Below are 12445 nucleotides of genomic sequence, written 5' to 3'. Positions count from 1 at the left end.
AAATTCATATCCCCCAACCTTCCTTAAGCTTGTTTATTAGCTTCATGATCTCGCCATCATCTTGCGTTATATCTGGATGGAAAGCCTTGGAGAGTTGCCGATAAATCTTCTTAAGCATGATCTTCTCTTTATCCGTGTAGTTACTATGTGAAGGAGCGAAGTAACTTCTATATTGACTGTGATCGTGGTTACCGCCGTAGTTACTATATTTCTGCTCGTTCTGTTCACGTTCTTTCCGTTTCTTCTCCTCAAAAGCAAGTTCCAGTTCTCTCTCATAATCGAAATCCATGAGGTTATTAAAGAAGTCATAGCAGAATTCATAGGCATCAACACCATGCGATTTCTCAAATAACGTTTTCCTGAATAACCAAGCTTTCATTTGCTTTTTCTGAAGCATCTTCGCCTGATATTCTTCCGTTTTCTCGAATTCAGCTTTAACCTGTGCAATGATAGGATCTAGCTTCTCGTATACTAGTTCCCAAAGTTCTTTTTCGGTGATTCCCATTTCTAAAAGCTTCGTTTCAAGGACACTCTTTCTGATGCAATCACCAGGCCATGAGTCCAGCAGAGTATAGTAACTCATTGTGCAGATAACCCACTGTTTCTTCTTAATCTTGCCGCCTTCTCTGTAGCTCTGGTGAATGCTGATCCTGTAAGCATCCTTGATAGGTCTCTCGAAGCGTTCCCTGCTGTACTTGTATCCGTATTTGATACGGGTTACAGAACCAATCGTCATAGTTGTTTTGTCAGCGAGTAGTTCCTTATAGCAACCGTAAGGATTAGCCTTTTTGGTCGCTACTTTTTGAATAACACAGTACATATTCACATGTAGTTACTGATCTCAGGCTAGCAGTAACTACGATCCCCCCCTTCATATCCCTTTAAAGAGGGATTTAGGCCCCCCACAATATTAGTTCGACTCACTGACAGTGATAGAATATTGACCTTTAACTGAGTTATCAAAACTCTTAATTACGTATGATCCCCCAGCAAGCAATTGGAAAAGGTTATCTAGATCATCTTGAAAAGCCTCTTCCTGTTGATCCAGTTCGATCACCTTGTCATTAGTCGTTTTATTTTCCTGTGACGTAGCTCTAAGCTTTACAAGAGCATCTTTAAGCGAAATCACTAATTCGTTATACAGCTCCCGATCTGTCTCTAAAGCTTCGCTCAGAATGTAACCAGCGATAGGCGCAATGTAATCAACAACGTCTGTCCATTGCGTATCAGGATCAGTACCAGCCTCTAAGGTTGCTAGCAAATCATCATAAAATACGTGACCGGAAATACCGTCCATAACACTTCCTCTCAGGTATTCCTCAAAAGGAACTACCTTTCCACCCTCAGTGATTTGCCATTGCATTTCAATCATACTTTTGCGTTGTTTCATTGTTATCTATCCCCTTTGTTTTTGAGTTTATTTTTGCCTGTCCCGACTGCATAAATTAATACTCTGCGGCTAATATCTACCTTCTATTACTTCTCCTGAGGTTACGAACGATAACGCTATGTTGTAGTGGGTTTTTGAACCAGAGGCGTGCCAAGATCTCAAGTGTCATGGTTTGCACCTTTCTGCTGCTTCGTCATCTGTCGCATCACATCAAACTGTCCATCGCCAATATTGACATAGTGCTCTGTGAGCAGCTGATAAGCTGATAAGGTATTCAGCCTCGCTACAACATGATTCAGATAGGAACTGGATTTCCCACCCTTTGCCACCTGAATAAAATTGAAACGCTCCTTTGCACGAAATACATCTGGCCATTCAGTGGAAACAACTTCTGTCAAATACACAGCATCACCATCAGCTGTGATTGCAAATTGATCATCAATCAATAAACCTCGCTCTTGACCTGTTGCCCCTTTAGCCCCAAAGCTGAGAACAAATATCTTCTTCACTCTTCATTCTCCTTTTCTACTGCAGTCATTCCCATCTCCGCAGCCAGCTTGGTTAAGGCACGAAGACGATGCTTCTTGTATGTGCCTGGGCTCATTTGTAACTCTTTATAAATAGCTTGGTGACGAGTGTACTCCGATTCACGGGATAAGTACTTGCATAAAATTATGTGTGCTCCGGTAGGTTCCAGTTTCTTCATTGCCTGTTTAAGCTCAGCTAGTCCATTAAGATCCATGCCGATTGTCATATACAGACCAGCTTCGTATAAAAATTTAATTACTGTGTCTTCATCTTGCTCTGAAAGGAATATCTCGTTTTTCAAAGAGACTCACCTCCAATAATTTTAATGTTTTTTGGGTAGGGTTTTCGCTTCCTCATCGTTATCGTAAACGGGAAATCCATCTCCTTCGTGAGATTGGTAAGTCCCCGTAAGCGAGAGTTTCTATATACCGCTTCAGTTAACCCCATATCGTTATAAATCTGAGTATGGCTTGTACTGTCTGAATCAATATGAAGATACTTCCGCATTAATATTTCTTGATCTACCGGTTCCATTTTCTTCACGACCTCTATTATTTGTTCTGTTAATGGATGTTTTCGATCGATCACCATTGAAAAATTGATTTGTTCGAGTAGCGCCACAACCTTCATCTCTGTAGCTCTATCAATCATTTGGTTCGCCTCCCTACCTATCCATGCCACACTGGTTCGTGTTCTCGCTGATCCATTTTTCTAGCTCATGCCGCCGAAAGAAAATGCGACTACGGATTTTGAAAAATGGTAGGCTTTTGGTTCTGCACATGTCGTACACGCTCCAAGCCGATATCCTTAAATACTCAGCTACCTCCTTAACATCCATCGTTTCCGGTCGGGGCTGCTGGGTCTGTTGCTGTATTACCATCTGACCGAGCTGCTGCATGAATTGTTGCGGGTCAAACTCTGGTTTACGATCTACGAGCTCTGGTGTTGAGTATGCTGGAGCTGCCTGTTGAATGATAACAGTTGGTGTGTTCCGTCTTGCTCTTTGATTACGCATGAATGATTCCTCCTAATAATCAAATATGAGTGCTAATTCGTGACGATCTCGTCGCGTTTTTGGTTGTATTCCTTCAATCGCAATGAAGCGGCTTGCTTTTGCTCGTCGGTCATTTTTGACACGACCTCTTGTGTAAATCTGACTTGATTACCTTTGAGCAACCATTTAGCGGCTGTCACACGGTCACCGTCTTTCTCTTCCCAGATAGGCTCCGAGATTCTACGAAGCTTGGTCATATGCGTTGGAACACAAGTGTAAATAGTCCAAGTTCCATCAATGTAGTCGTAAACACAAGTAGTTTCTTTTTCCTCTGGTAAATAGTGCATTGTTTCATCCTCCTTGCTCTAATTTGCCTAGCGAACGTTGTAAATAATTGCTTCAAACTTGTTACCCGACTATTTCACTGTATTGTTGATTAATTAATTATTTCTTAACGCTCTAAGCACATTTAGCGGCTGGGAGTCTCCTTGAGGTGTGCTTATGTTCGGGAGGTACGGGGGAAGCTGTTTACTGGCGACTTCGATTTTTTCTAAGTTGCCTTTTTGCGTATACTCGAGTAATGCGGGGAAAGCCGTTTTGAACCTAAATCATTATGATGTTGGTTCAAAGTGCTTGTATTCGTGTGGTGTAGGGACTATAAAAACCCTTTTTGTTAACCATGGTGAACAATTTCCGCAAAAAAAATTTCTTTAGGTTCTCTTTTTAATACTTCACATATTGAAATCATAAGAAGTCCGTTAGGGACTTGACCGTACAATTCAATATTTGTGATTGTTTGGCGACTGGTTTTTGCACGACGAGCTAGTTCAGAGATTGACATACCGACTTCCTTTCTAACCTCTCGTAGACTGTTGTTAACCATGTATAACACCTCCTTGATAGTTATGATACGTCATGATATTATTATTGTCAACCATGTAAAACATTATTTTTTTGGAGAGTGGATCCTATTACTGTTATTGGAGATTTTTTAAGAGAACTGCGAGGAAAGCGAAGTCTGCGAGACATCCAAGAGGTTTCTGGGGTGAGTTACACATATTTGAGGAATATTGAAAAGGGGGTTGATCCGCGCTCCGGAAATGAAATATTACCTACGCCAGATACACTAAGGAAGTTATCTAAAGCGTATAATTACCCCTACCTTGAACTTGCTGAAATGGCAGGAATTATTACTCAAGAAGACAAACTAAAGGCTATTGAATCTAAAAAATATGTTGAAGATTTTACAGATATAATTATTGATCAAATCAGAGGCTTCAACGATTTGAGCTTCTTAGACCAATTAAAAGAGAAGTATATCGATTTGTTAGGGGATTCTTTTGAATTTTCTAGAGAATCGTTAAGAAACTTAGAACATGAATTACTTAGTAAAGGAGCTGAAGAGAATGTAAGGCGACTAGTTGAACTAGTTGATGATGTAATGAGACTTCGGCCCAAAACAAGGCGTTACGAAAGAGGAGATCTATACCCTGCAATAACTGACCCTCTCGGAGGTACTTATAAAAATATTCAGCTAACTGATGATGAAAGGAAGGAAGTAATGAAATTCATTGAGTATTTGATTCACAAACGTGAAGAGAGTTGATCATTTTCGACAGATTTATGATCTTTTCACTAGCTTTAATAAAAGTACGGAAACTGATTATTTGAAGAATGAATAAAATTCCCTTCAATCAACCAGCAGAGCAACCAGCAGAGCAACCAACAGGATTATCCAGAGCAACCAGCAGAACCCCTTGCCCCACAAGGGTTTGAGGGCGATAGCAACCAGCAGGATTTCTCCAATCAACCAGCAGAGCAACCAGCAGAACAACCAAAGAAAGAAAAAGGTATTAAAGAAGAAGGTATTAAAGAAGAAGGTTACAAGATAAGGGGCTGAATCTTATGGGGAAAGAGAAGCATTTCAAAATACGAGAGATCAACGGAACAAAGCCACTTAATGAATGGATGGAACGGGGCATTGAAGCACTGGCAAAGCGTGAGTACGGTCTGAATATTACGATTAAGGTTAAAGAAATCGTAAAGCGCACCTCAACTGATGAAATTAAAAATTGTCCATTGCAATAATCCTGATATAACCCTTCACGCATTCACACTTCACCAGACGCCCTACATGCTCTACACAGATACTTTCCACCCATACATAGGCAAATACACCCTCTTAGCTATAAACGCCTGTCAAATGTCGATAATTAGACAAAGGAGCTCATCCGATGAAGAAAGAAAAGAAATTCAAAATCACAAGAACTAACGGATCTTTACCAATCGAACCCTGGCTTGAGCGAGAAATAGCAGCTTTTGCCAAGCGGGAATATGGTCTGAATATCGTTGTTAAGTCTATTGGATCAAAACATAACAACAATCATGATATTCAAGACGGTTAGATCCTGCCAAGAGTAATATTATGAAAGCGCTGGACAGGTCCATACCCACAAGGGGTATAAAACATAAGAAATGAGTTCAATTTTGGGTTCATCGTTCTCACCGCTCAGTTTTGAGCAATCAGATGTGTGGAAGCAAGTAGAAGGAGTTAAAGCGATACGCTCAATATTGAGCCGATTAATTAACTTTAAAATAGGAAAACCACTCACCTTTCATATTTGTCCGTTTCTCATTTTCACTAACGCTATATTTTCTTTAAAGATTTTCTTTAAGATCTTTATTTCTTTTAATGGGGGTCGGATCTGATACCTCGAAACCTCTACTTGGGGGGTCAGATCTGATACCTCGGGGGTACTAGATCTGATACCTCGGATTTGCGACTATTAAGTATCTTGGGGGTTCAAATCTGATACCTCAAACATTGCCGATGTATGTTTTTGAAATGAACGCTCTCTCATAGCTTTATTCCATACAAAAAGACCACTCTTTAATGAGCAGCCTTTATACATGTTTTTATAAGGTTGTATATCCATGAGAATATGTGTCTCTTATATATCTATATATATTACTTTCTTTAATGTTTCTTTTAGTTATCTTAGGGGGAGAACTCTCCCCCACTAATGGTGGAGAATCATACCCCACGGTGGTGGAGAACTCTCCACCAAGGATGTATATGCTTAGTGGTGGACAACTCTCCCCCAAGAGCATTCATGATGTATGTATATGGTGTATGAGTATTCATAGTTGTAGGCATAGAAAAAGCACCTGTTAGGGTGCTCAGAATGAAGGGCCACTTAATAGCACAACGTCCAATCTATTAAATATCTCTTTTTCACTTTTACCATATGTAAGGAGCAGCAACTGGGAGAAGATTCTCTTCAACTCGAAGTAATCGTCATAGACGCTTGGTTTGTTTAGAAGCTTAACGAGCGCTGCAATTTCACCATGAGTAGCTTTGCTGCGTAAGTTGTACATCTTTTTGACTAGGTCCATAATATCAGTTCTTTGCTCGTAGGAATCAGCTAACATGAGGGCCGCATTGAGCGAAACCTTATATTGAAGGTTACCTTCACCTGTTACCAGTAATGCCTCTAGACCTGTAATAAGAAGTTGATTGCTTTGTTCAATTGTTGTACTTGAGCAAGCACTTATATATTGATCAAGCGCGTAATTCCATCTAGTTTCTTTCCATTCTGAAGCTTCACGACTAGCAATTTGATTTTTACTGTGTTCAATATAAAGCAGATGGAAATTTAATATACTAGTTAATTCTTCCTCTGTGATTAACACCTCAGATGTATCCTTTTCAACATCATCATTAGTTGCAGAAGAAAACTTAAATAAAAATGTATTCCTGTTTCTAAATATGTTATAAAGAGTTTTTTCATACTCGCTCGATGGCCAAGTTACTTTCAAATTTAGTTTTGGTAAACCTAATCTTAATGCATTATAAAATACAACTCCACTTGACTCATATGACACTTCATTCATAGTATCCACGGGTTTTGTAATAGTAACCAAAACACTCTTATCTGCAAGGTTAGATAATGTTATATACTCGTTGACTGTATATATTTGTTTATCAAGCCTAGCATTCTCAATCACAAACGCATCTAATTTTGACATTCTCATCCCCCCAATATAATCAGTTCGATACTGAGTAAGGGAAAACCTGCTAATGAGAAGCTTTAACAAGCATTTTGAGTCGTAACACGTGACGATATAGTCAGGAATTACGCCCTAACCATGCTAGGAGGCATAAATACACTACCTGTACGAAACAGACGCTGTAACAGGCTCTGAGAAGCCTTTAAGAGAATAATAAAGAAGGAGCTGATAAGAATGGCAAGTATACAGAAGCGCGGAGAGAACCGTTGGAGATTAGTCGCTGAGCTCGGCTACGATGCACAGGGTAAACGGGTCCAAGAACGGAAAACTATCAAGGTTGAGGATCCTGCTCTGTTGCGAGCTCCACGTAGGCTACAAAACTATCTAGAATCTGAGATGGTAAAATTTCAGATGGAAGTAGATGCCGGTCATTATATAAGACCCGAGAAGTTGACCTTCCAAGCATTCATCGAGAAATGGCTTCAGAAGTTTGTGGAGGTAGAACTTGAAGAGAAAACTAAGATCAGTTACAGATTCCATACTGAGCGCCGCATCCTCCCTTACTTTGGCACCATGCACATGGACAAGATCAAGACAATGCACATTACAGATTACCTGGACTATCTCCGGACACCGGAGGCCACTATCAACAAGGATGGCAAGCTACTTGGTTCTGCTACCATCGTATATAATTACCGTGTGCTTCGTAGTATCTTCGCGAAGGCAGTTGAGTGGCGTGTGTTGAAAGAAAACCCCATGATCGGAATTAAGAAACCACCAGAGGATGATGTTCAAGAAATGGAGGTATATGACGAAAAGGAAATCCAGATGCTTTTCGACGCCTTAGAGGATGAGCCCAGTCATATTAGAGTTCAGATAGTCTTGGCCGTAACTACTGGAATGAGACGTTCTGAAATAGCAGGTTTGGATTGGAAGAACATAGACCTTTTGAATGGAACAATTAACATAAAGCAAACCATAACCATGTATAAGGACGGAGCACCGGTTATTAAGGGACCAAAGAATAAAAATTCAAAACGTGTGATCTCAATCCCCCCTTCTGTTGTAGATGAATTAAAGGTCTACAGATTGGAATGGGCGAAGATGAAGCTGCAGTTAGGTGATAAGTGGGTTGCAAATGACTGGGAATTTTTGTTTTGCAGGACTAATGGATTTCCCTCAGATCCGGAACGCCTCACCAAGCGTTGGATAGCATTTCATCGTAACCATGGCCTAAAAGCAATACGTCTGCATGACCTGCGTCATACCTCAATCTCCTGGATGATTTACAAGAAAGTACATTCGAGCGCAATTGCCAAACGTGCTGGGCATACTAATACAAAAATGCTTGAGATATACGGACATATTTTTGAGTCGGTGGACAAGGCTGCTGCGGACGTATTTGATGATATGGTTAAACCAACGAAAAGAAAGGCTTGATACTGGGAACGAAAATGGGCACCAAGTGGGCACCAAATTCACCAAAAAGGGCAAAAAGTAGCACGCATGTTCCTTCCGTATATTTATCAAAAGCCTATTACACCAAGGGATTCAGTGTTTAGTAATGAGCGAAAATCACCCAAAAGTCTCCTCTCCCATGAAAGGGGCCCTAGAGATAGGGCCCCGAATTTATGTTTAACGGTATTATAAGCACGAAAAGACTACCTTTCGGCAGCCTTTTCAGCAACAACTATTTCACAAATCTTCCGATAAACTCAGAAACTACGCTCTCATACTTAACCGGATCCATGCGGAAAGCTTCTCCGTGACCCGCATTAGGAACGATGTAAAGCTCCTTCTCGACCGGACTATTCTCATATACCGTATGAACCATTTCCGTAGGAACAAAAGTATCATTATCGCCATGAATAAACAGGGTTGGCGTTTTAGATTTCTTCACCTGTTCTAAGGCTGAGGCTTCACCAAAGGAGTAACCTGCCCGAATCTTTGTTAGCATACTGGTCGTATCTACAATTGGAAAGGCGGGGAGATGGTACATTCTTTTTAATTGAAAGGTAAGCTCGTCCTTCACTGAGGTATAACCGCAATCTTCCACAATTGCTTTAACATTAGCTGGTAAATCTTCACCGCTTGTCATCATTACGGTAGCTCCCCCCATGGAAACACCGTGCAGTATAATCTGTGTATCCTCACCGTTTGCTTTCAGAACGTTCTGTATCCACTTCAAGTAATCCTTACGTTCTGGCCATCCAAATCCGATATAGTCACCCTTACTTTCTCCATGTCCTCTGGCATCCGGCAGCAAAATATTATATCCAAGTCTCTCATAATACATTCTGGCATACCCGCTCATTTGAGTTGCATTTCCAGCATACCCATGAGCAATAATCACTGTCTTATTGGAATGTTCAGGAGCAGCTAAATAGTATGCTTTAAGCTCTATTCCGTCATCAGAATTCATCTCCCATCTATCAAAGCTCTGGGTATCCCACCACTCTTGGTCTGCCTTCGAGGTATCTTTAGATTGTTCTACCTCTGGACTGGACTGCAGGTCAGGGCTTTCATTCAAGAAGTCCTTTGAAGCACGTGCAATAGCAACATGATAGAAATAAAAGCTTCCCACAGTTACAACAATGATTAAAAGTACAATAACAGAAGAAATTCCGATCATCATTTTTTTCTTCAAACTAGCTCTCTCCTAAATAAAATTTAACAGTATTAATCTATGTTATCAGATTAAGATAACATGTATATTTGAATATTCAAAATCATAGTATTGTAAACTCATGTTATTCACTACGTGATTAGTATTCTTTTAACTTAATATTTTATATAGCCTTAATGGACAAAATACCTACAAAAAAAAAGCCCCAAGTCGGCAAAATGCCAACATGGAGCTCTGCTATTTTAGTAAATTAGAATATGCATGCGCTTGTAATAATTACTAATAAGATGAACAAAACTAAGATTGCGCCTGTAGAAGTAAAAGCACCACCAACATGACCATATTCAGCACCCATGAGAAGACCTCCTCCGTATTTAGAATACATCATAAGATATGTAATGATCCCCTTAGAAGATTGGGCGTTCAGTTAAAAAAAAAGACCTCTACTGGGCTACCAGCGAGGTTAAAGGCTCTACAATTAATCAGAAACTAAAATACCATCAAAGCTTTCTGGGCCCACACGTACTGTACCGAGAAGATTAGAAGAAACAAATGCTGTATAAGTGAGCTGAGGTGTGATCGCGGGTAAGAAGTCATCTGCCGAAAAAGTTATTACTTGTGGAGCCAATATACTAAGACCAAAAGTTGAAGTAGCAGAATACACTTTTGGATCAGTAGCCAAGGTTCCTCTTACAATCGTAATTGTGATACCCACTAACGCTAGCGGAAGTGTCACTGATATCGTTCCTTTAAGGAGAACACGTGGATTGGTAGTCACTCCAGCCGTTAACAACCCAATCTGTCCAAAAAGCTGCGGCGTGTTAAGTACCGTAATAGGAATCGCTATAGAGTTGGCTAGGCTGGCATTTTGAGATGTTCTTGCATCAAGGTAAGTTCCCATCGTTGCACCCCCTTTATAAATTGGCATACCATAATATATTAGTGTTCTCGACTGAATGCATAGCCACATTACCAGTGTAAAACGATTGTTTTATAAAACTCATAGGCAAGATCTATTTATCATCTTTTTTCGTCCCATCCCTTTTATTAAAAGCCAGTTCAAACAAACCGGTCGCTGATAGCCCCGCAAGCCCCCCCGCCCAGAGTCGCAGAATCAGATTCATATCAGTGAACGGATAGGCAACTGCTCCAACCAGCAAGCCAATAGCCAACCCCACTACTGGCACAATGTTCCGCGGAAGTTCAATGCTATTCTTCACAAGTTGTACAAGTGCCATTACAAAAACAGCTAGGACTGAAGCAAAGGCAAGCACACTGTTGAGAGCATCGTTATACATGTTTTTTAATCCTCCTTATTTCATTTTTTACTTCCTGTTACAAGTAAACCTGCACGGTTCAGCACCGTTAATATGCGATAGAAATCGTAACTGCCACCCGATGGAGTATCGAGAAGTCCTGCCGCAGTCGCTGCTTTCACAGCCGCCTCAGCCCATGCAGGGACATTCATGACTGCCCGATTTTCAATGAATGTTACCCGATCCGTAAGCTTATTAATCGACTGCCCCTGTTCTTGCACACCTGTTTTCAGCGTATCCCTGCTATCTGTAAGAGCTGCTATAAGAGCACGCAGTTCCTTTACTTCCGATTCTAGACTAACAAGCTTTTGCTTATCCTCTGCTGACATCTCATCATCTCCTCCCATGGATTTGTCGTCATATTGATACAGATTATAGGTATTCATAATTTGAATCAGCTTAGCTGCATAGTTCGGATCAGTAGCGTAACCAGCTGCGGCAATCTCTTGTGCAGCCACCTTGCCACTTGCACCGAGAACCTTGCTGTAAAGGTTGCGATTCCATGAGACTCCATTCACAATCAAGTCGGAGTGATCCGCGATAGATTCTCCCCAATTGTTATAGGCTCGAAAAGGGGCATTAACTTTAACAGCTTTACCGTTAATATATTCAGTAGTTTGTACAGTAATGCTGCCAGCAGGTCCACTTCCTTTGATCCCAAACAAATTATTCGCTTTCACAGTCAATCCACTGCTGCCCCAGCCTGACTCCAGAGCCGCTTGAGCAATGGTTAACGAAGCAGGAACCTTAGTGAGCTGCATGTCCTTTACAGCAAAATTCGCAATCTTCGCTATAAACTCGCCTTCTGTCATCTCATCACATCCTCTCCATTTATTAAATGCGAGGCATCATAAAATGACTGTGCTTATCCCCTTCTAACATTGTGTTTTTACTAGATTCGAATCCAACTCGGCAACAAAAAAAGCCATCCCATTACCCATGAAATGACTGCTGGAGTAGCCTCAATGATCTGAACATCTAACTTCCTAATTACATCTCATTCGCTTACGAATCCGCTATCGGACTCAGCCGACCTTAGTACGCGGCTTTAGCTCACATTTGGAATGTTAACGGACCCCATAGACGTAATTAGCACCAAAAGCACTCAATATCAAGCTCTTCATATGGAATAATGTCTCTGGGGTCCGAATCCATGCTCAAAAGGTTAAAAACATGCTAATAACGTCATCCGGGTCCTTAAGCTTCAGTAGACTGAATATGACTCGGTGGTGTAAAAGCAGCAATTAACAATCCCAAAAAAAGGAGTAGTAGTTCTCCTATTATTAGAGAACTACTACTCCGTTGTCTTTCATGACATCGACCACTCCTATCCACTATGACGTGGAGCGTCTATGTAAAATGGAGGGGTGCACTTCTCCGTAGCTCAAGCGGTGCCTTAAGTCCTGCATAATGCATCCTCAACTCCTTTCACCCGGACAATATGTAATTATTAGTAAATCTAGCTTGTGAATCCCGTAGAATTAGCGTAATATATAGTAATAATTTACTATATAGGAGGGTCTAACAGACTATGCCTTCATATTATTTTAAAGAAGTATGGACACCCTTGCGCTGGGTAG

General features: G+C 40.8%; 18 protein-coding genes. 4 read left to right on the top strand and 14 right to left on the bottom strand.

What is annotated here, in order from left to right:
* Positions 1 to 4 precede the first annotated feature (4 nt).
* The 8 genes from NST40_RS13310 to NST40_RS13275 all read right to left on the bottom strand — a co-directional run bounded on the left by NST40_RS13310 (position 5) and on the right by NST40_RS13275 (position 3795).
* Positions 5 to 826: a hypothetical protein gene (locus NST40_RS13310; protein WP_342410784.1), complete on the bottom strand. Its 822-nt coding sequence runs from the start codon at positions 824 to 826 to the stop codon at positions 5 to 7.
* 84 nt (positions 827 to 910) lie between these two features.
* Positions 911 to 1390 (bottom strand): hypothetical protein, encoded by a 480-nt coding sequence (locus NST40_RS13305; RefSeq protein WP_342410783.1) that lies wholly within the window; start codon positions 1388 to 1390, stop codon positions 911 to 913.
* Between the two features lie 158 nt (positions 1391 to 1548).
* Positions 1549 to 1899, bottom strand: a complete 351-nt coding sequence (locus NST40_RS13300; protein ID WP_342410782.1) for a hypothetical protein — start codon at positions 1897 to 1899, stop codon at positions 1549 to 1551.
* A complete protein-coding gene (locus NST40_RS13295; protein ID WP_342410781.1) occupies positions 1896 to 2219 on the bottom strand; it encodes a hypothetical protein in 324 nt (107 codons plus the stop codon). The genes NST40_RS13300 and NST40_RS13295 overlap by 4 nt, the downstream gene beginning before the upstream one ends.
* Complete coding sequence (locus NST40_RS13290; RefSeq protein WP_342410780.1) at positions 2216 to 2569, bottom strand: hypothetical protein; 354 nt, start codon at positions 2567 to 2569, stop codon at positions 2216 to 2218. The genes NST40_RS13295 and NST40_RS13290 overlap by 4 nt, the downstream gene beginning before the upstream one ends.
* Before the next feature lie 13 nt (positions 2570 to 2582).
* Entirely contained in the window at positions 2583 to 2933 is a 351-nt protein-coding gene (locus NST40_RS13285; protein WP_342410779.1) for a helix-turn-helix domain-containing protein, read from the bottom strand.
* Between the two features lie 32 nt (positions 2934 to 2965).
* Complete coding sequence (locus NST40_RS13280) at positions 2966 to 3259, bottom strand: hypothetical protein (protein WP_342410778.1); 294 nt, start codon at positions 3257 to 3259, stop codon at positions 2966 to 2968.
* Between the two features lie 326 nt (positions 3260 to 3585).
* Positions 3586 to 3795: a helix-turn-helix transcriptional regulator gene (locus tag NST40_RS13275; protein WP_342410777.1), complete on the bottom strand. Its 210-nt coding sequence runs from the start codon at positions 3793 to 3795 to the stop codon at positions 3586 to 3588.
* A gap of 78 nt (positions 3796 to 3873) precedes the next feature.
* On the opposite strand from NST40_RS13275, the gene NST40_RS13270 reads away from it, so the two are divergent.
* The 3 genes from NST40_RS13270 (at position 3874) to NST40_RS13260 (ending at position 5317) form a co-directional block, all read left to right on the top strand.
* Positions 3874 to 4518 (top strand): helix-turn-helix transcriptional regulator, encoded by a 645-nt coding sequence (locus NST40_RS13270; protein ID WP_342410776.1) that lies wholly within the window; start codon positions 3874 to 3876, stop codon positions 4516 to 4518.
* A gap of 299 nt (positions 4519 to 4817) precedes the next feature.
* Entirely contained in the window at positions 4818 to 5000 is a 183-nt protein-coding gene (locus NST40_RS13265) for a hypothetical protein (RefSeq protein WP_342410775.1), read from the top strand.
* A 146-nt stretch (positions 5001 to 5146) separates the two neighbouring features.
* The gene (locus tag NST40_RS13260; RefSeq protein ID WP_342410774.1) at positions 5147 to 5317 is read left to right on the top strand and encodes a hypothetical protein; all 171 of its coding nucleotides are present in this window, start codon (positions 5147 to 5149) and stop codon (positions 5315 to 5317) included.
* A gap of 775 nt (positions 5318 to 6092) precedes the next feature.
* Here NST40_RS13260 and NST40_RS13255 read toward each other — a convergent pair.
* Positions 6093 to 6941 (bottom strand): hypothetical protein, encoded by an 849-nt coding sequence (locus NST40_RS13255; protein WP_342410773.1) that lies wholly within the window; start codon positions 6939 to 6941, stop codon positions 6093 to 6095.
* Positions 6942 to 7157: 216 nt separating this feature from the next.
* On the opposite strand from NST40_RS13255, the gene NST40_RS13250 reads away from it, so the two are divergent.
* A complete protein-coding gene (locus NST40_RS13250) occupies positions 7158 to 8363 on the top strand; it encodes a site-specific integrase (RefSeq protein ID WP_342410772.1) in 1206 nt (401 codons plus the stop codon).
* Positions 8364 to 8613: 250 nt separating this feature from the next.
* On the opposite strand, the gene NST40_RS13245 is transcribed toward NST40_RS13250, so the two are convergent.
* The 5 genes from NST40_RS13245 to NST40_RS13225 form a co-directional block, all read right to left on the bottom strand.
* Positions 8614 to 9570, bottom strand: a complete 957-nt coding sequence (locus NST40_RS13245; protein ID WP_248548158.1) for an alpha/beta hydrolase — start codon at positions 9568 to 9570, stop codon at positions 8614 to 8616.
* A 229-nt stretch (positions 9571 to 9799) separates the two neighbouring features.
* Entirely contained in the window at positions 9800 to 9904 is a 105-nt protein-coding gene (locus tag NST40_RS13240; RefSeq protein WP_111503812.1) for a sporulation protein YjcZ, read from the bottom strand.
* 123 nt (positions 9905 to 10027) lie between these two features.
* Positions 10028 to 10450, bottom strand: coding sequence for a hypothetical protein (locus NST40_RS13235; RefSeq protein ID WP_076183705.1), 423 nt, complete (start codon positions 10448 to 10450; stop codon positions 10028 to 10030).
* Positions 10451 to 10562: 112 nt separating this feature from the next.
* Positions 10563 to 10847 (bottom strand): holin, encoded by a 285-nt coding sequence (locus tag NST40_RS13230; protein WP_076101776.1) that lies wholly within the window; start codon positions 10845 to 10847, stop codon positions 10563 to 10565.
* 20 nt (positions 10848 to 10867) lie between these two features.
* Entirely contained in the window at positions 10868 to 11677 is an 810-nt protein-coding gene (locus tag NST40_RS13225) for a glycoside hydrolase family 73 protein (RefSeq protein ID WP_076280758.1), read from the bottom strand.
* Between the last annotated feature and the right edge of the window lie 768 nt (positions 11678 to 12445).

It is taken from the genome of Paenibacillus sp. FSL R10-2778 (assembly GCF_038593035.1).
Classification (GTDB): Bacteria; Bacillota; Bacilli; order Paenibacillales; family Paenibacillaceae; genus Paenibacillus_AQ; species Paenibacillus_AQ odorifer.
This window is presented reverse-complemented; position numbering and strand designations above follow the sequence as displayed.

Coding starts and splice junctions, on each gene's coding strand:
- NST40_RS13240 (WP_111503812.1), bottom strand. CDS start 9,904: ATGGGTGCTGAATATGGTCATGTTGGTGGTGCTTTTACTTCTACAGGC.
- NST40_RS13230 (WP_076101776.1), bottom strand. CDS start 10,847: ATGTATAACGATGCTCTCAACAGTGTGCTTGCCTTTGCTTCAGTCCTA.
- NST40_RS13275 (WP_342410777.1), bottom strand. CDS start 3,795: ATGGTTAACAACAGTCTACGAGAGGTTAGAAAGGAAGTCGGTATGTCA.
- NST40_RS13255 (WP_342410773.1), bottom strand. CDS start 6,941: ATGTCAAAATTAGATGCGTTTGTGATTGAGAATGCTAGGCTTGATAAA.
- NST40_RS13265 (WP_342410775.1), top strand. CDS start 4,818: ATGGGGAAAGAGAAGCATTTCAAAATACGAGAGATCAACGGAACAAAG.
- NST40_RS13235 (WP_076183705.1), bottom strand. CDS start 10,450: ATGGGAACTTACCTTGATGCAAGAACATCTCAAAATGCCAGCCTAGCC.
- NST40_RS13260 (WP_342410774.1), top strand. CDS start 5,147: ATGAAGAAAGAAAAGAAATTCAAAATCACAAGAACTAACGGATCTTTA.
- NST40_RS13305 (WP_342410783.1), bottom strand. CDS start 1,390: ATGAAACAACGCAAAAGTATGATTGAAATGCAATGGCAAATCACTGAG.
- NST40_RS13250 (WP_342410772.1), top strand. CDS start 7,158: ATGGCAAGTATACAGAAGCGCGGAGAGAACCGTTGGAGATTAGTCGCT.
- NST40_RS13290 (WP_342410780.1), bottom strand. CDS start 2,569: ATGATTGATAGAGCTACAGAGATGAAGGTTGTGGCGCTACTCGAACAA.
- NST40_RS13280 (WP_342410778.1), bottom strand. CDS start 3,259: ATGCACTATTTACCAGAGGAAAAAGAAACTACTTGTGTTTACGACTAC.
- NST40_RS13225 (WP_076280758.1), bottom strand. CDS start 11,677: ATGACAGAAGGCGAGTTTATAGCGAAGATTGCGAATTTTGCTGTAAAG.
- NST40_RS13285 (WP_342410779.1), bottom strand. CDS start 2,933: ATGCGTAATCAAAGAGCAAGACGGAACACACCAACTGTTATCATTCAA.